Origin of the sequence: Campylobacter sp. RM12647 (genome assembly GCF_020138135.1) — a bacterium.
In the GTDB taxonomy this organism is placed as follows: domain Bacteria; phylum Campylobacterota; class Campylobacteria; order Campylobacterales; family Campylobacteraceae; genus Campylobacter_E.
The window spans coordinates 75,420-92,508 of sequence record NZ_JACGAS010000005.1 but is presented as its reverse complement, the minus strand read 5'-3'; the positions used below and the strand labels follow the sequence as shown (position 1 = coordinate 92,508).

25 protein-coding genes are annotated in these 17,089 nt (G+C 32.3%); 20 read left to right on the top strand and 5 right to left on the bottom strand.

Annotated elements, in window-relative coordinates; all coding sequences use genetic code 11:
* Positions 1–49 precede the first annotated feature (49 nt).
* Genes AVBRAN12647_RS03485 through AVBRAN12647_RS03465 form a run of 5 tightly spaced genes read right to left on the bottom strand, consistent with a single transcriptional unit; the run spans position 50 to position 2,209 of the window.
* Complete coding sequence (locus AVBRAN12647_RS03485; RefSeq protein ID WP_336608926.1) at positions 50–511, bottom strand: hypothetical protein; 462 nt, start codon at positions 509–511, stop codon at positions 50–52.
* The gene (locus tag AVBRAN12647_RS03480) at positions 498–776 is read right to left on the bottom strand and encodes a hypothetical protein (protein WP_336608925.1); all 279 of its coding nucleotides are present in this window, start codon (positions 774–776) and stop codon (positions 498–500) included. Before AVBRAN12647_RS03480 ends, AVBRAN12647_RS03485 begins: the two co-directional genes overlap by 14 nt.
* Positions 773–1,132, bottom strand: coding sequence for a hypothetical protein (locus tag AVBRAN12647_RS03475; RefSeq protein WP_336608924.1), 360 nt, complete (start codon positions 1,130–1,132; stop codon positions 773–775). The genes AVBRAN12647_RS03480 and AVBRAN12647_RS03475 overlap by 4 nt, the downstream gene beginning before the upstream one ends.
* On the bottom strand, positions 1,132–1,572 hold the full coding sequence (locus tag AVBRAN12647_RS03470) for a hypothetical protein (protein ID WP_214117609.1): 441 nt from the start codon (positions 1,570–1,572) through the stop codon (positions 1,132–1,134). The genes AVBRAN12647_RS03475 and AVBRAN12647_RS03470 overlap by 1 nt, the downstream gene beginning before the upstream one ends.
* A complete protein-coding gene (locus tag AVBRAN12647_RS03465) occupies positions 1,565–2,209 on the bottom strand; it encodes a hypothetical protein (RefSeq protein ID WP_214117608.1) in 645 nt (214 codons plus the stop codon). The genes AVBRAN12647_RS03470 and AVBRAN12647_RS03465 overlap by 8 nt, the downstream gene beginning before the upstream one ends.
* 184 nt (positions 2,210–2,393) lie before the next feature.
* Here AVBRAN12647_RS03465 and AVBRAN12647_RS03460 point away from each other — a divergent pair, with 184 nt between their 5' ends.
* The 20 genes from AVBRAN12647_RS03460 (at position 2,394) to AVBRAN12647_RS03365 (ending at position 17,088) form a co-directional block, all read left to right on the top strand.
* Positions 2,394–2,651, top strand: coding sequence for a hypothetical protein (locus AVBRAN12647_RS03460; RefSeq protein ID WP_214117607.1), 258 nt, complete (start codon positions 2,394–2,396; stop codon positions 2,649–2,651).
* Positions 2,648–3,607, top strand: a complete 960-nt coding sequence (locus tag AVBRAN12647_RS03455; RefSeq protein ID WP_336608923.1) for a hypothetical protein — start codon at positions 2,648–2,650, stop codon at positions 3,605–3,607. Before AVBRAN12647_RS03460 ends, AVBRAN12647_RS03455 begins: the two co-directional genes overlap by 4 nt.
* Positions 3,567–4,166, top strand: coding sequence for a hypothetical protein (locus tag AVBRAN12647_RS03450; protein WP_336608922.1), 600 nt, complete (start codon positions 3,567–3,569; stop codon positions 4,164–4,166). The genes AVBRAN12647_RS03455 and AVBRAN12647_RS03450 overlap by 41 nt, the downstream gene beginning before the upstream one ends.
* Entirely contained in the window at positions 4,163–4,792 is a 630-nt protein-coding gene (locus AVBRAN12647_RS03445; RefSeq protein WP_336608921.1) for a hypothetical protein, read from the top strand. Before AVBRAN12647_RS03450 ends, AVBRAN12647_RS03445 begins: the two co-directional genes overlap by 4 nt.
* Positions 4,728–6,434 (top strand): terminase gpA endonuclease subunit, encoded by a 1,707-nt coding sequence (locus tag AVBRAN12647_RS03440; protein WP_336614710.1) that lies wholly within the window; start codon positions 4,728–4,730, stop codon positions 6,432–6,434. Before AVBRAN12647_RS03445 ends, AVBRAN12647_RS03440 begins: the two co-directional genes overlap by 65 nt.
* Positions 6,431–6,595, top strand: coding sequence for a ribbon-helix-helix domain-containing protein (locus tag AVBRAN12647_RS03435; protein WP_214117602.1), 165 nt, complete (start codon positions 6,431–6,433; stop codon positions 6,593–6,595). The genes AVBRAN12647_RS03440 and AVBRAN12647_RS03435 overlap by 4 nt, the downstream gene beginning before the upstream one ends.
* Positions 6,592–7,053, top strand: a complete 462-nt coding sequence (locus AVBRAN12647_RS03430) for a hypothetical protein (protein WP_336608919.1) — start codon at positions 6,592–6,594, stop codon at positions 7,051–7,053. The genes AVBRAN12647_RS03435 and AVBRAN12647_RS03430 overlap by 4 nt, the downstream gene beginning before the upstream one ends.
* 186 nt (positions 7,054–7,239) lie before the next feature.
* Positions 7,240–7,461 (top strand): hypothetical protein, encoded by a 222-nt coding sequence (locus tag AVBRAN12647_RS03425; protein WP_336608918.1) that lies wholly within the window; start codon positions 7,240–7,242, stop codon positions 7,459–7,461.
* Positions 7,458–8,837, top strand: coding sequence for a phage portal protein (locus AVBRAN12647_RS03420; protein WP_336608917.1), 1,380 nt, complete (start codon positions 7,458–7,460; stop codon positions 8,835–8,837). The genes AVBRAN12647_RS03425 and AVBRAN12647_RS03420 overlap by 4 nt, the downstream gene beginning before the upstream one ends.
* Complete coding sequence (locus AVBRAN12647_RS03415; RefSeq protein WP_336614709.1) at positions 8,834–10,627, top strand: phage major capsid protein; 1,794 nt, start codon at positions 8,834–8,836, stop codon at positions 10,625–10,627. The genes AVBRAN12647_RS03420 and AVBRAN12647_RS03415 overlap by 4 nt, the downstream gene beginning before the upstream one ends.
* Before the next feature lie 11 nt (positions 10,628–10,638).
* Positions 10,639–10,917 (top strand): DUF7210 family protein, encoded by a 279-nt coding sequence (locus AVBRAN12647_RS03410; RefSeq protein ID WP_336614708.1) that lies wholly within the window; start codon positions 10,639–10,641, stop codon positions 10,915–10,917.
* The gene (locus AVBRAN12647_RS03405; RefSeq protein WP_336614707.1) at positions 10,917–11,213 is read left to right on the top strand and encodes a hypothetical protein; all 297 of its coding nucleotides are present in this window, start codon (positions 10,917–10,919) and stop codon (positions 11,211–11,213) included. The genes AVBRAN12647_RS03410 and AVBRAN12647_RS03405 overlap by 1 nt, the downstream gene beginning before the upstream one ends.
* Positions 11,210–11,641, top strand: a complete 432-nt coding sequence (locus AVBRAN12647_RS03400) for a hypothetical protein (protein WP_336608913.1) — start codon at positions 11,210–11,212, stop codon at positions 11,639–11,641. Before AVBRAN12647_RS03405 ends, AVBRAN12647_RS03400 begins: the two co-directional genes overlap by 4 nt.
* Entirely contained in the window at positions 11,638–12,132 is a 495-nt protein-coding gene (locus AVBRAN12647_RS03395; RefSeq protein WP_336608912.1) for a hypothetical protein, read from the top strand. Before AVBRAN12647_RS03400 ends, AVBRAN12647_RS03395 begins: the two co-directional genes overlap by 4 nt.
* Positions 12,129–12,332: a hypothetical protein gene (locus AVBRAN12647_RS03390; RefSeq protein WP_214117593.1), complete on the top strand. Its 204-nt coding sequence runs from the start codon at positions 12,129–12,131 to the stop codon at positions 12,330–12,332. The genes AVBRAN12647_RS03395 and AVBRAN12647_RS03390 overlap by 4 nt, the downstream gene beginning before the upstream one ends.
* Before the next feature lie 12 nt (positions 12,333–12,344).
* Positions 12,345–13,460, top strand: a complete 1,116-nt coding sequence (locus AVBRAN12647_RS03385) for a hypothetical protein (RefSeq protein ID WP_336608911.1) — start codon at positions 12,345–12,347, stop codon at positions 13,458–13,460.
* A complete protein-coding gene (locus tag AVBRAN12647_RS03380; protein ID WP_336614706.1) occupies positions 13,457–13,897 on the top strand; it encodes a DUF5675 family protein in 441 nt (146 codons plus the stop codon). The genes AVBRAN12647_RS03385 and AVBRAN12647_RS03380 overlap by 4 nt, the downstream gene beginning before the upstream one ends.
* 10 nt (positions 13,898–13,907) lie before the next feature.
* On the top strand, positions 13,908–14,408 hold the full coding sequence (locus AVBRAN12647_RS03375) for a phage major tail tube protein (protein WP_336614705.1): 501 nt from the start codon (positions 13,908–13,910) through the stop codon (positions 14,406–14,408).
* A gap of 9 nt (positions 14,409–14,417) precedes the next feature.
* The gene (locus AVBRAN12647_RS03370; RefSeq protein ID WP_336614704.1) at positions 14,418–14,714 is read left to right on the top strand and encodes a hypothetical protein; all 297 of its coding nucleotides are present in this window, start codon (positions 14,418–14,420) and stop codon (positions 14,712–14,714) included.
* A 106-nt stretch (positions 14,715–14,820) separates the two neighbouring features.
* Positions 14,821–17,088 carry a phage tail tape measure protein gene (locus AVBRAN12647_RS03365; RefSeq protein WP_214117588.1) on the top strand — a complete coding sequence of 756 codons (2,268 nt, stop codon included), beginning with the start codon at positions 14,821–14,823 and terminating at the stop codon, positions 17,086–17,088.
* The last annotated feature ends 1 nt before the right edge of the window (position 17,089 follow it).

The window sequence follows — 17,089 nt, the reverse complement described above, 5'->3', positions numbered from 1 at the left end:
TTTAGTTGATAAATATAGATATTACATTCCAAATAGTTTGCATTTTTACCTACTTACCATCAAAAAAATTATCGCCATTTATATTATTTTGCGAAATAACTATATTTCCACCTGCCATATTTCCACGATTAAAAAAGCTTCTTTGCTTTATTTTGGCTTTCTTTTTCCCATCGCCTATATTTGTAACGACGCTACTAAAAAATGCTGTTGAATTTATGTTATTTCCTATGTAGCTATTTATATTATTACTATTAATGTTGCTACTATTAACATAAATGCAGTTATTACTATCAAATACAAAATCGTTATCTTGTTCTATTTCTTTTTGTATTTGTTCTAATCCATCTCTTATAGCTTTTACATCATCAAAGCTTTTCTCTTTTATAGCTTCATCAAGTCTAGCGATACATTCGCTAAAGACTTTATTAATATCAATATTATTTATAATAATACTCTTGCCACAAACTGTCACACCTTTATTTTTCTTTTTAAATAGATTAAATATTTTCATCTCTTTTCCTTTGCTTTATTTCATTAAATAACTTTTCGCTTTGTTTATCTAGTTCTTTATTCCGTCTTTCACGCTCTTTTATCTTGCGTTGTCTTTCTTCGTATGCAACTTCTTCTATTAATTTAATTCTTTGTCTAGGGCTTAATGCTAGATATTCATCAATGCTAATGTCGTAATATTTTTGAACCATCCTTAATGGCTTAAGCCTATTTTGAAAATATAATTTGGTAATTTTTAAAAATTCTTTTATTTTTTGTAGGTTCATAGCTCATTCTCCTTTTCTTGAGATAATGATTTTATTTTACGCTCCACACACTCATCATAAAGCCCTTGCAAAGTATCAGAAGATAAAATAGCAATGCTTTCTATGTCCGTCTTAAGTTCTTTAGATACAAATATGATTTTTTTATAATATTCATGTGCAAAATCAAAGCAAAAAACGAAAACACCCAAGTTTATAAAAGCAACTGCTAGAATACCCATGTTATCCCACAAACCTGTGCCTAAATAAACAAATCCATAAAAAAAGCAACTAAATAACACAACACACAATAATGCTAAAAAGAGTAATAATATAAACATTGCGAGTTCATGCCTAATAAAAGTAAAAACTATTCTCATCACTCGCTCCAAACTAGCTCAAATAAAGACTGTTTATTATTAATCTCTTCTATTAGCTCGATAATTGCGTTTGTGGTTTCTTCTACCGTGCTTTTAGGTGTGCGTCGTATCCTTAGCTTGTCGTAAGAAACATCATAAATAAGGTCATAACAATATACTTCTATATCAATTTCTTTATTGCAATATGCAATGTTTAACTTTATAAATAATGAAAGATTGTCAACACAATCATCAGGCTCTGCAGCATAAATATTAAAATTCTTAATTTTTCTTAAATCTACAGCGTTTTCAAATAAGTAACTGCATTCTCCACTTTGTAGCAATGGAAAACACATTTCTACATAATATTTATCACGATAAATTTTCCTTTGCTCATACACTTGATTTACTAGCGTTTTTAAATCATCTTTGCTTATGATATTGATTAGTTCTTTACTCATTTTTAACTCCTAAATCATCAGCCAAATCGCTTAATATTTTCTCAACAACTTTTATCGCTTCAAAATCTTCATTATGTAAGCCAATATCTAAGTATTCTATGCTTTTATTTAGCACATTAAGAGTATTGATATTTTTATCATCGCTAGGTTTGAATAGCTCTAAAAACTCGTGTAATGAGATATGCTTATCAATGTATTTAAGATCAGTGAATATGTATTTATCATGCTTAATATCGCTAGATTTGATTTTCAAATCAGCTTTTTCTATCGTATAATCAGCTGTTTCGCTAAACTCATATTCTAAGTCTTCATGACAATAAACTAAATTATCATAATATCTAGCTCTTAAATTTAAATCCTTATCTATAAAATAAATTCCATTATCATAACAATCATATTTGTCTATGAATTTTGCCACGCTAAAATTCTCATCTATTTTTATAACTTCATTAAGGACTGTGCCTTCATTGTAAGCCTTTTCATTTAGTTTTGCAAAATCTTTAAAATCAAGTTGTAAATGTTTAGCAATTTCAAGCGTTGGCACAATACTAGAAAATCCACCATTCCAGTGATTATAAAAAAGCTCAATTTCTTTCTTTTCTACATCAATTTTAGCAACATAACATCTGTTTCCCATGTTTTCTCCTTTTTTTTCTAATTTAAATTCTTAATACGATTACAAGAATATTAATATCTTATTCTTAAAATATCCTTTTAAGTATATTAAAAAAACATTATAATACAATCATTTACTAAAAATATTTATTATTAATATATTTTTTAGTATAAAATAAGATATTTTAAAATAAGGTGCAAAAAAAATGACACTAGGCACATTTAACACAAACGAACTTTTGAAAGCTCAAAAAAAGCGAACTATGTTTATGGCTAATTTGCGTGCGAAATTGCAAGGCGAGTTTTCTTTAGATGAGCTAAAGAAAACAATTCTAAAGCTTGATAAGGATTTAAGATACAACCTTGATAGCTTCATAGAAGAGCTAAAAGCAAATGAGCTAACAGAGATAAGCACACTTTTTAGTGATACCAAATATTATCAATTTAGAAAGGAGAGAAGATGACTTTTTGCGTAGCTGATAGTAAAATTGATGAATTAGTAAAAGTCAATAAGACCCAAAAACAATTATTGTATTTTTTACTAAAAAGCAAAACCAAGTTTAATTTAGACAAATGTATAAAAGCCTTGCAGATTTCTTCAAGGACATTTTATAGAAATGTTGAAGTTTTATTAAATAAAAATCTAATAATAAAAAAGGCTAATGATGATAAATTATATCATAATGAAAGCAATGTCGTTTATCAATTAGAACCTAATTTTGAAAATAATTTAAAGGGACTTTTTGGCATAAAGCAAGTGACAAAATGTCACAAGCCAACTGACAAAATGGCACACAACGACTGCCAAAATGACACAAACCCTACCTATATATATAAGAGTAAGAGTAGAGTAAGAGATGAATTTATAAAACCCCAAACCCCTTATAAAGGGGCTAGTGTTGTTTGTGATGAAATTTCTCAAACAAAAACTAAAGGACAAAATGAAAATAAATCTCAATTAAAACTTAAAGCACAAAGAATAGCAACCGAGCTAAATAATACTAGCGATGAGTTTATTTCTAAACTAGATGAGTTTTTAAACAATCGTAACAAAAAGCACAAGATAACTGAAGCTTACATAAGCGATTTAATAAACGAGTTAAAACAAATCCCAAGCCCACTTATTGCAATAAATAAATGCTTAGCAAAAGGGTGGATAACTTGCGAGAGCCATTATTTTAAGAGCAACGCTCAAATTGGTTTAAATCATAATTACGCACTACATCCAAACTTGCAAAGACAAGTAGAGAATAATGAGCTTACAGGACTAGAAGCACAGCAAAAACAAAATTTAGCACTAGCACTAGCAAGAATTAAAGACAAAGAAGAAGGCACAAATTACTATGAACAAATGAAAAATCAACTAAGAAAGGATAATTATGAAAATAAAAATACTACAAAACTTATTCAATGCATTTAATGATGATTTTAAAAGATTTGATTTATATTATGATAAGCTAAAGGATTTAGATAATGATGAGTTAGCTTGTGTTGTAGATAAAGCTATTGTAACTTGTAGAACTTTACCTAGTATTGCAGAGATATTAGATTTACATTATGAAGAAAGTTTTAACACTGCTTTGAATACTCTTAAAAATGTAGCTAGTTTTTTTAACTTTAATTGCCAATGCGTTGCGTTTGAAGATGACACACTAGCTGAGTTAATTAGGCGTAAGGGATTAAAACATTTTGCATATTCTGATGCTGATTATTTTAGCAACTATTGGAATATTAAAAATCTTAAAGATGAATATATTCAAATAGCGAAGTCTAGTAATAAAAAAGCAATTAGACATATTGAAAACAAATGTTTTAATGCTATTTGTTTATTTTATGATAAAAAAGGAAATAAGCATATATTAAAGAACACCGAAGAACTACAATTATTTTTAAGAGATGATAAATCTAAACAAGAATATTTAGCAGAATGCAAGAGCAAAGAAAACTTAAAAAATATTCTAGTTAAGGTCATAGTATGAGTAGCTCAAAACCTGAATTAAAACGCCTTGAAATCTTGGATAGTTGGCAAAGCGTAGGAGCGATTAAAGACTTAGTTCATCAAGCACCGATTAAGATTATTGACACTTTAGAAACTAAATATTCTTTAGAACGCAATAGTAAAAATCACGCAAGAAAGCCACCATTAAAAAACACAAGAGTAGAGCGTATTTATACGCCTGATTTTGCTTATAAAATACCGAGCCTAAAGCTACTAGTATTTGAAGAGTTTAAGAGTGATTACACAAGAGTTAAGCTAAGAGAAGCGTATTCGCTAAGAAGACAATTATTAGAGCAAAAAATCAAGGCGTTCAATGAAGATAGTGAATTAACAAACTTTATTAAAGAAAGCTTTAGCGTTTTACACTCAACTTGTAAATATACAAATCTTAATGAGATTGAGAGCATATTGCTAAGAACTGCTAGAGAGCAAAGCAAGAAAGATTTTAAAGATTTCTTAAGCAATGAAGAAATAAGGCAAGGTTATAAAATCGTGTTTTTTGAAAATGAGTTTATATACTACAAATATGCGGAGCTAATAAATGATTACAAGCGTAAATTACGACTTAGAGAATACGAAGCATCTTTATTCGTTACTTGCGAATAGTATTTTTACTAAGCCACACTTGGATTTGTTAGCGTGGAGTGAGAAATATCGTTTCTTAAGTGCGGAAGGAAGTGCTCGTCCAGGAAGATTTAAAGCAGCTAGTTATCAGCGTGAGATACTAACTATAATTAGTGATAAAGAGCATAAACGAGTAGTATTAAACTTAGCTTCACAGCTTGGCAAGACTGAAATGTGCTTAAATACTTTAGCGTATCTAATCGCACACGATCCAACGCCGATACTTTACATGCTACCTGATGAAGGTATGGCAGAAGATTTTAGTAAGCGTAGGTTCGCACCACTTAAACGAGATTGTAAAGAAGTGGCGAAGATTATGGGAGAGAATGCAAGTGATACGATATTAATTAAGAATTTTAAGGGCGGTTCTTTAAACTTCGTAGGTTCAAATAGTGTTAGCAAATTAGCATCTAAACCCATTGGCTTTTTAATAGTTGATGAAGTAGATAGATGCTCTAATACAGCAGAAGGTGATAGCGTTGCACTAGCAGAGAAAAGAACAATTACTTTTCCAAACGCAAAGATTTTGCTAGTTAGCACGCCTACTTTACATGGCACTAGCAAGATACAAAACGAATACGATAAGAGTGATAAAAGACGCTTTTATGTGCCTTGTCCTAAATGTGAGTTTAAGCAAGTTTTGGAATGGGAGAATGTGGATTTAGATAAAGAATGCCTAGTTTGCATTAGTTGTAAATATGAAATAAGCGAAAGAGAACGCCTTGCAATAATTAAAAAAGGTGAGTGGATAAAAGAGTGTGAAAGCGATGTGGCAGGGTTTCATCTCTCATCACTTTATAGTGAGTATGTGAGTTTAAAAAGCATTATAAAAGACTATAAAGATAAGTGTAAAAGCGAAGCAGGTTTGCAAGTATTTATAAATACCACACTAGCTAGGACCTACACACCAAAAGTAGAAAGCAAGATGAATGAAAGTGATTTAATCAAGCTTAAAAGAGATTATGACAATCTTAGCTTTTCAAGTGATGTGGCGTTTATCGTGGCTGGCGTGGATGTGCAAAAAGATAGGCTTGAAGTTAATTTCGCAGGAGCGAACAAAGACTTAAAAGATTTGCGAGTTTATAACATTACGCATAAGATTATCAAAGGTAATCCAAGAGAGTTAATGGTATGGGACAAGTTACATGAATTAGTGCAAAATGGTGTTTTTATGAGCGAAGTTGGCGAGTATTTAAAATGTAGCCTATGTTTTGTAGATAGTGGCTATCTAACAGAAGAAGTTTATAACTTCGTAGCTAGGCATAAGAGCTATTTTGCCACTAAAGGAGCGAATGAAACAAGCAATAATAAAAAGCTTTTGGTAAACAAAGTAAAGGCGGTTAAAAGTGGTGTAGGATTAATTGAAATCGGAACTTTTACAGGCAAAAGCGAAGTGTTTGCGATGATAGAAAATAAGCGTGTAGTGTTTGCAAAAACTTATAGCGATGAGTATTTCAAGCAACTAACAGCCGAGAGCTTAAAAGTTGTAAAAAATAAATATGGAGATGAGAATTTAAGATTTACAAAAGATAGAGATAGAAATGAAGCATTAGATTTAAGTGTACTAAACCTAGCAGCTATAAAAACATTTTTGAGTAAAAAGAAAAGGAAGATTAAGCAATGAAGAAGATAAGGAATAAAAAGTCAGCATTTATGCATAGCTTAAATTGTCGTATTGATAATAGAACACTATACAAATTAATTAAATATAGCGAAGAAAGAAATATAAAACAAAGTGTCATAATAAGACAAGCATTACAGCAATACTTAAAGGCATTTGAGTGAAAGTAAGAGAAGTAGCTAAGATTTTCAATGTTTCACCACGAGCTATATATGATTTTATTAATTCACGAGAATTTAAACCTATAAGTCCGTGCGGGGACTATGATATGGAGCTTGCTAGTGAATATTTTCGCCACATTCAAGATAAAATGATACTTGATAGCGATGACCCCAAAATAGCAAAAATAATCGCTGATACAGAAAAGGCAAAAGCTGAAACAGATTTAAAAAGACTTGATTATGAGATAAAACAAAAAGAATACATAAAAGCTTCAATAGTCGAGAATGTATTAAGCGATGCTTATAAAGCACTTACGAAAAAAGTTTATGAGCTTGATAAAGAAGTGCATAAACATTCAAGCTTGCAAGAAGCTTGTGAAGTATTACTAAATGATTTAAAACTTGAATTATTAGAAAAATATAAAGAGTTAGATAGCAACTGTGAGCTAGATATTGTTTAGGTTCTTCCTGTGATTTTTCAAGAGTTGGGGGTTCGCGTCTGCAGGTTTCCGATTTGTGAAAAAAATTAAAAATCAACTTCATTCATTTAAATTATAAAAACACATAAAAACATTGCCTTATCTACAAATTAAATAAATTCTTATTTGTAATACAAATAACAACCTTTTATTTTTTAAACTCACGCTATGAATAAAGAGCGTATAAGAGAAAGAATTAGATTAATTGACATTGCCATTGATGAAGTTTTGCAAAGCGAGAGCCTTGCAGACCCTATCACTTCATATACAATTGATGGCGTTGTAATTAGCAAAAAATCAAGTGCAGAGCTAGTGCTTGAGCTTGAAAGATTAAAAAGCACTTATGCGAACTCTTTAAAAGTTAAAGAGATGAGGTTTATTTTTGCATGAAGTTATTTAATTTTTTTTCTAAGCAACGCAAAGCAAAAACAAACCTAAGTAAGTCAATTTACACTAATTCTATCAAGCAAAACACATTCGCAAGACTTAATGTTCCACGCCCAACAGATACATATTTTGAGCGAGTTAGGATACAAGCAAGAAATTTAGAAAATGATTTCCCGCTCATTCAAGGCTACTTAAATACAATGGTCGCTCAAATCCTTGGCGATGAAGGTCTAGTATTAGATGTAGCCACGCCAAATACAAAGCTAAACAAAGCTATTCAGAACAAGTGGTTTAAATACGAGCTTGATATTGATTTTGAAGATATAGAAGAGCAAATATTACGCAACCTAATTCGTGATGGCGAAGTCTTTATATATTGCGAGATTATAAAAAATAAGCTTCATATTAAGTTACTTGATAGTGAGAACTTTTTAGCAGCCAACACGAATTATAAAGATTTATTTTATAGCATAAAATACAAAGATGAAAGCTGTGAAGAGATAAAATCATTTATCTACACAGATCCAATAACTCGCAAAACAATTGAAATCAACTCAAACAATATTATCTATGTGAAAAATGATAAAGCTACTTTTTCACATCGTGGGATAAGTGAATTTGTATCAGTGATTTTGAATGTTACACAATGTGCTGACTTAAAAGAAGCAGAGCTGGATAGAGCACAATTGCAAAGTAAGCTCACAGGCTTTTTAAAAGAAAAAGATAATCCATTAGCCGACACGCTAGGCGATGATGAAGAGATACAATTAATTAGAGAAGTTGATAGTGGAAAAATGCAATTCATTCCATCAAACGTCGATGTTGAAATGATAAAAGAATATAACCCAGTATCACTCCAACAATTCTTATTAAGTGCAAATCAAGAAACAGCAAAAGCTTTAAAAGTTGATTATGCCACATACACAGGAGATATGAGCCAAGTTAATTTCTCGAGCATTCGCCAAGGTGCATTAATAAATATAAGAAATTACAAAAGACTACAAAAAAAGTTAGCTAGAAAAATACACTCAGTAATTTTTACAAAATGGCTAGAGATTGAGTATTTAAACGAACAAATAAGCTTAAAAGACTACGAACTAATAAAAGCTAATTTTAGCTTCAAAGGGCAAGGATACGAAAGCATTGACCCAACCAAAGACGCACAGGCAAATGATATTCAATTAAAGAACGGCACAAAAACTTATAGCGAAATCTTGCGTGAAAAAGGCAAGGAACTCGACACACATTTAAGCGAAATGCAAAAAGAACAAGAATTGATAAAGCTGATTAAGGAAAGAGATTTAGACAAAAATACACAAAATTTTACACAAAATAATACACAAAATAATACACAAAATAAGAAAGGAGAAGAAGAGTGAAAGACTTCAAGCTAAGTGCAAAAGCACTAAGCCACGATGATGAAAAGCTAGAGATCTGTTTTATGGCTTTAAGTAAAGACAACAAGCACGAGCGAACTGACTTTTTTAGCGATGAAAAATACTTTTTATCAATAGATATTAGTTCGGCTAAGTTTAACGCAACTACGCTTTATCTAGACCACGAGCCAAGCTTTGAAAATGCTATCGGCAAGATAACGCAGACTAAACACGAACAAGACGGCATTAAATGTAAAGTTCAGTTCTTTAAAGATGTAGAGCAAAGCTATCAGGCATATTTAAAGTTTAAAAATGGACTTAGCGATAGTGTAAGCGTTGGTGCTAGAGCTGATGATTATGAAGTAATTACAGAAGTAAGTAACGGCGTTGAGTTAGAGCATATCATTTTAAAAAATGCCGAAATCTATGAATTATCAGCCGTGTGGCTAGGAGCTGACCCAAACGCAAAAACAATCAATCAATTTAAAAAGGAGACAAGAATGAATAAAAAACTAAATGATGAAGACATCAAAAAAGATGATGAGTTAGAAAAGGATGAAGAAGAGCTAGAGCAAGAAGAAGATAAAGAGTTAGAAGAAGATGAAGACAAAAAAGAGCTTAAATCAAAAAAGCTTAGTGCAAGATTAGCAGAGCAGCAAGAAATCGCAAGAGCTGGAGCGTTGTTTGGCAAAAGCGAGTTAGCGAGCGAATTTATTGCTAAAGGCAAAAGTCTTGCAGAGTTTAAAGATGAGCTTTTATTAAGCCAACAAAGAGAAATTAAAACATTTAGCACGAAAGGGGCAAGAAATTGTATGAGTGATAGTAATTTTTCATTAGCACAAGCATTAAAGCTACAAGCTGGAGTGATTAAGAGTAGTGATTTAAGATTTAATCTAAGTGAATATCAAAAAACAAACACAATGTTAGAACTACCAAAATCATTCGGTCATCAGTTTGCAAATCCGTTTAATGGCTATTTAAACGACAACTTAAAAGGTGCAACACACGATGAGTTTAGAGCTGATTTATTGGTAGAACAAATGAGAATAGAAAGCGATATTTTAAATAAATGTCGTATGTTTGCAGGTCTTACAAATGAAATCGTAATCCCAAAAGATTTATCAACGCTAACAGCTGAAAAAGTTGCTTACGGAACAGAACAAGCAAGTCAAAATCTAGATTTTGATGTATTAAAAATAAGTCCTGTAACACTTAGAATTACAGTAAAACTTACTCATCAAATGCTATATATGAGCGATTTTGACCTTGAAAGCATTGTTTGGAGAGAGAGCGTAAGAGCATTTAAAGCTAAGTTTGAAAATATGGCTTTATATGAAGGTTATGGCGAAGTTGGTAAGTTTGTAGGATTGTTCGCTACAAATGGCATAGCTAGAAACGATAATTACATGAAAGCTCCTACATTTGCTAAAACTCTTGATTTTGAAAACGCTTTAATAAGTGCTAATTATGACCCAAGCAATACAGAGTTTTACGCAAATAAAACAGATATTAATATTTTAAGAACTACAGAAAAATCAGCAAATACAGGCATTTATCTAATAGATAAAGATAACACATTAGCAGGCAATAAAATCTCACATTGTCAAACGCTAAAAAAAGGAGATATGGTGTTTGGTGATTTTAGTAACTTAGCACTTGCAACATTTGGAAATCTAAGAATGTCAATGTTGCCACAACCTGCAGGACTTTATATATTAGAGGCGTTTTATGATGTAGGAATGGGCGTGTTAAATGAAAAAGCATTTTGTCTAGCACAAAACACCGCAATTTAAGGAGATGAAAAATGAAAAAATATGAAGTATTAGTTAGCTTTTATTACGAGAAAAAGACCTACCCAGTAGGTGATAGCATAGAGCTTAGCGAACAAGATGCCAAGCAATTATTAAGGGCAAATTACATTAAAGAGCTTGATGAAACAACCAAACAAGCTAAAAAAGAAAGCAAAAAACAAGCTGAGCCAAAAGCAGATGAGTCTAGCGATTTAGGTGAAGAACAAAAGGCAGATGAGCCAAACGAAGAGCCAAAGCCTGAAGAACAGAAGGCAGATAAAAAAGGCAAGTAATGAAAATACACAAAACACTTGAGCGTGATTTGTCAAGACTATTTAAAAACGGCGTAGAAGTAGCCCACGAAAAGGGCAATTTTTACGCTAATTTTTCAAATAGACTTTTAAATTACGATGAGCTAAGTGAAGTAAAAACTTCAATAATAGCTTTAAAAAGCTCAAGTGATTATGTATGCGTAGGTGATGAAATCGTGGTTAATCAAAGCGTATATGAAGTAATCAAAAAAGAAATATACGCCGAAGTTAATAATAGATTTTATCTAAGAGAAGCAATAAAGAAAGCAACATTATGAAGATTACAGAGCAATTTATAAGCGAAGAGCTACAAGCACCAGCTATTAAAATCAATGAAATAATGCTGAATTTAAAATCAGTTTTAGAAAAGCTGATTAAAAATACTTCATTATTTGCATTAAGTATCAAAAGTAGCGATGAGTTTCCACTATGCATCATAACAGACAAGAGCGATAGCATAAGTGCAAATGTTGAGCAGTATTTTCACATAATAGATTTAGATATTAGCGTGTTTGATAGTTCTTATACTAAATGTAATGAACTTGTATTTAATATCTTGCAAATGCTTAAAAGTGCAGAGTTAGGGGCGATGATAAAAGGCATTAAAAGTATTGAACGAGAACATATAGAACTTACGAATAAAGAAGCTTTTAAAATGTCTATTAAATGTGAGCTTAAGTATTCAACGGAGCATTTTGCGATATGAAGGCTTATTTAGGAAAAATCGTAGAAGTAAACTACGAAAAAAGCTTGGTTAAAGTTGATTATCAAGGAACAATAAGCGATTTTATGCCTTATAAACAAGTGGCTAATTCTTATGTGAAAATCTACACACCAGCTAGAGTCGGAGAGCAAGTAAGCATAATTGAATTAGATGGTGGCTTTATGTATGCAATTGCAAGTTTTTTTAACGCTGATTATCCAAGTAACGGCGATGAATTTACACACAAAATCACTTATGAAGATGGCACAGAGCTAAGCTATAACACACAAAGTAGCACATTAGAAATCAACGTAGTAAAAACTATAAACATTACTTGCGTAGATTGTAATGTAAAAGCAAATACTGTTAAGGTTGATAGCCCTTCAGTTGATTTAGGGCTTGGTGGAACTGGGGTTATTACTTGCCAAAGCATTTGTCATTTCACAGGTGCACCACACGGTGATGGCTCAAGTAATACAAGGAGTGCAAAATGACTAAAGAAGCTATGAGCGAAGCTATATGTAATGCTCTTGGTAATGCTGGATATAAACAAGTTAAAGGTGGAGCAAATCATAAAGCATTTAATAAAGAGTTTATAGATGCAATCGCTAGTGGGGTAGTAGCTGAAATTAAAGCTAACGCTAAAGCAGATATTACCAGTGGCTCAAGTGCTGGAAAATATTCAATTATATAAAAAGGAGAAAAAATGTCAGTAGGAAGTTTTGGAACAACAGTTATTAAAAAGAACAAAGGCGTTCCTTTAGTTAAAATTGATAACGCAAGACCAACGGTGCTAATTTTAGCGAGCGAAAATGTAGGCATTAATTATTATTTATATGATGATTTAATTAATTTAGAGCAAGACCTAACAGAGCTAAAGCTAAAAGATACGGAATATTTAAACGACTTAAAGGCTGCTAATTTTAGCTCACAAATAGCTATTATCACATATCACGATGATACATTAAACACTACGCAAAATTGCTTAGATGCGATTGATAAGCTAAATGATTGCGAAAATGCCTTAAAAATTAGAGCGTTTTGGGTTTTATGTGATTTAGATAGTGATGATACTTATTTTAAACTTCATCAAAACGCAGTGAAAATGGGCTTTATTTTCTTTCATCAACTAAGCGAAAATACAGAAAGTGCGATTTTAACAAAGACTGAAAATTACCCAGTGCAACAAGCGATAATCTCTTATCAATTAATAACAAGAATTGGTGGTGGTATTCGCCCATTGAAAGCATTTTTACTAGCTAGATATAGCGAGTTATTAGCAAGTGAGCCTTACGCTTTTGGCAAAAGCTTATCAAGTAAGTACCTAAAAGGCATTACAGCAATAAATACAATCGCTACATATCTTGAAGGTGAAGACACCACAGCTGATAGGCTAAGAGCTAATTATATTACGATGGTAGTAAGTGATGATGGCTTTAAGATTTGGGGTTGTGAATGCAAAATTCAAAAACTTGAAGATGATTTCGCAGATATTAGAACAGGTATTATCATCAATGAATATGCAAGAGAGATTAAAAAAATACTTAAAAAAGTAAATGATGAAGATTTAGAGCTATTTAGCACTGTTTTTGCAGGCATAACTGATTTTAACAATAGATTAATTGCAAATAAAGTTATTGCCTATGGAAAAATCAGTATTGATTTAACTAAAAACACAGAAACGAGTTTAGCAGGATGTGAGATAAGTATAGATTTTGACGTACAAGAGCGTCCAGTGGCTAAGAAAATCTATGCGTATGTCAACCGTGTTACAGGGCATCTTGGCGTTATTATTGAAAATATACAAAAGGCTGCATCATGAAAAAACTAATCGTTCATAGAGATTTAAGAACCCCACAAGCAACCCTTAGCGTGTGGGATTTAAGAGCAGAAAATAACGAGAGCTTGTTTGAGTGTTTTGGTTGTGAGCCACCAGGAGAGCCTACTATCAAAAGTGGGCTTGATAAACCTATTTTACCTGGTGTTTATAATGCTTCTTGGTTTATAAGACCAAGTGGCAAAATTGTTCCGATTTTATGGAATGAAAATGTGCCACTAGCAAGACTTATTTTAATTCACACAGGCAATACCGATGAAGATACGGCTGGGTGTTTATTACCAGGTAGAAGAAGAGATAAAAAAGGCGTTTGGCAAAGTCGTGATGCGTTTAATGAGTTTATGAGTTTTTTTCCAAATCCAAAACCACAAAACGATGAAAATGGCTTACCAGTCGTTGTATTTAAAGTAGAAATTATTTAAAGGAGAATAAATGAGAATAGAACCACAAGCACTTACAGGAGCAAATCTAACAATCAATGGCATTAAATGTAAAGGTGCTTTAGTAGAAGCAGATTTGCCAGAGCATGAATTTATAACAAAAGAAGTAGCTGCTAGTATAGGCAAAAAAGAAATGGTTTTGCCAACCCTAAAGCCACAAAGCTTAAAAGTAGTTGTAAATGCAGTTGATAATGCTATGTTTAAATTAGCGTTTAATCCAAGTCTAAAAAGAATACTGATTGTACTTGAAAATAATATAAGTGATAACGACAAAAACACTAGTTATAAAATTGTGGCAAATGGCAAGATTAAAAAAATCACACCACCAAAAATCGCAATGGAAGAAGAGATTAAAGTAGAGATTGAGTTAAGTTGCTATGCATATACAGAGCTTATCAATTTAACTCCAGCATTTTTATATGATGTAGATAATGAGATATTAATGCCAGACGGCATTACAGATATTTACGCAGAAATTAGAAGTAATATTTAAGGAGAAGAAATGGATTTTAGTACTTTATATAAGAGCAAAGAAGTTGTTAGAGGTGAGTTTAAAATAACTTTAAAAGAGCTTTCAGTTCAGAAAATGAGAGCTGTCGAAATTGAAATGAAAAAAGATAAGCATAAGGGATTAGCTTTAGGTTTATATTACGCCAGTGATGAACTTATTACAGAAGAAGATTATAACGCAATGCCTTCATCGTTGCAGATGGAGTTATTAGATGCTTACAATACATTAAATGTCCCCGAAGGTGTATTAGAAAAAATCGCAAAAAATTTGCCAAGTCCTACTGTGTAATCAGTAGGACCTTCAACACTTCGCTAAAAGATTGTGAAAAAATGACTTTTAGCGAAATCAAGTTTTATATGAGCGAAGCTGTGAAAATCATTAAAAGGGGTGGTTAGTGGCACAAGAAAAAGTCTTAGAATTTGGAGTTGGCATCAACGCTTGGAGTAAAGCATTTGAGCGTATTAGCAAAGAAAGCGAAACATTAGGCACTAAATATAATAATTTAATTCTTGATGGTTACGAGCAATACAAAAAAGCTCAAGAAGAACTAGCTACAAAAATCTCACAAAGTGCTGATTTGGATATTAATAAAGCTCAAGCAAAAATAAAAGAGCTAGGAGATAACTTAAAGTTAGCATTAAAACAAAAGTTAGTAGTTGATACTAAAGAAGCCTTTAATTCTATTGTAGAAAATGGTGCGAAAGCCTTTGCTGGCTTTTATACTCTTAAAAATACATTTGGAAAATATGTAAGTGCTGCTGCAAGTTTTGAAGAAGGCATTAATAGTATCAAAAACCCACTTGCACTAAGTGAAGAACAAACAAAAGCCTATGAAAATGCTATTAAAGAACTAGCAAGAACTACACCAACGGCAACAAGCGAACTAATATCAATGAGCCAATCACTTATCCAAAACGGCGTAAATGCTAGTAATCTAAATGAAATGACAACACTAGCAAATAAAATCGCTATTGGTTTTGGGCTTGATAGCACAAAAGTAGCAGAGCTCACGGGAAAGCTTAGCCAAATGGGGTTAAAAGCTGATGAGATAAACACTCTAGCTGGTGCAATTCACACTATGGGCGAGAGTTTACAAACCAACCCACAAGCGATATTAAATACGCTTGATAAATTAGGCGAAAGCGGTAAGCAAATCGGATTTAGCCTAGAGCAAACCGCCGCACTTAGCGGAGCATTAAACAGCTTAGGAGTTGGAGCAAACGAGAGCGAAAAAGCAATAGAAAAGCTTTATGAAAGCTTTGCAAAAGGCGATAATAATGCACTTTTACAAATGGGAATAGACCCACAAGACTTTGCTAATGCACTTAAGCAAAATGCAGATGTTACGCTTCAAGCATTTATGAAAATGATAAATAAGTATGACAGCCATACGCAAAAGCAACTTTTAACAAGTCTTGTAGGTGCTAAAGAGAGCACAGCTTTGCTGAAACTAGCTCAAAATATGGATATTTATACTGAAGCTAAAAAGAAAATGAACGATATAAATGCTAGTAGTAAGCTTGATGGCGAAGTTGAAGCAGCACAACAAGGCTTTAATAATCAGCTTAAAATCTTTAATAATAGTGTTACGGATTTATGGCAAAACATAGGAAACGCACTTTTGCCAACTATTAGCACTCTTTTAGACTATCTTACAAAGGGCATTCATTTAGTAAGTGATTTTACAGCAAATCATCAAACACTAACGCAAATTGTAGTAGGTGGAGTGAGTGCCTTAGTTGCTTACAAGAGTGCATTGTTTGCAATTGAAAGTGGAAAAAGTGTTTTTAAATTAATAGGATTGCCAATTATAGCTTTAAATGAGCGTATAAAACTTAGTACTCTTTTAGCTCGTGGTATGGGAACAGCTATGCAAACAAGCTCAAAGCTTAGTATAAGTTCCATTTGGACTGTATCAAGAGCTTTAACTTTAGCTTGTGCTAGTAACCCCATCGGCTTAATCATTACTGCTATTGCTGGAATTGGTTTTGCAGTGTGGAAAAATTGGGACATTATAAAATCATTTTTTAGCGGAGTTTATGATGGCTTTTCTAGTGCATTTGCTCCGATTACCGAGAGTTTAGCACCTACATTTAACGCAATAGGCATAGGTGTAGATTGGGTGTGGGATAAGACAAAAGGATTTTTTAGTTTTTTTACTACACAAACAGAGCATTCAAGCGAACAATTAGAGAGTGCGAAAAGTGCAGGTGAGCGTTTCGGGCAAGGACTAGCTAAAGCATTTGAGATAGTTACAATGCCAGTGCATGGTGTTATTTATATAATTCAAGAGCTTATTGATTGGACACAAAAAGCCTATGATTACACCGTAGGACTAATTGATAAAGCAAGTGAGATTAAAAGCAGTATAGGAGATAGTATAAGCGACGCGTGGGATAGCACTAAAAAAGCTTTTTCTACTGGTTTTGGCTTGTGGGGAGATGATGAGCAAAAAGTCATCAAAAATACACAAGTAAATGAGCTGATAAAACTAAACGCAGAATATGATAAAGCTAAGCAAGAACAAGTGATAAGCAATCAAAACAAGCAAAAAAGCATAACTGATAATAAACAAGTAAATATCTATGTAGATAGGCAAGAAACAGCACAAGAAATAGCAGCAATAGTGCAAACACAAAACTATAGCTTTGCTGATATGTAGG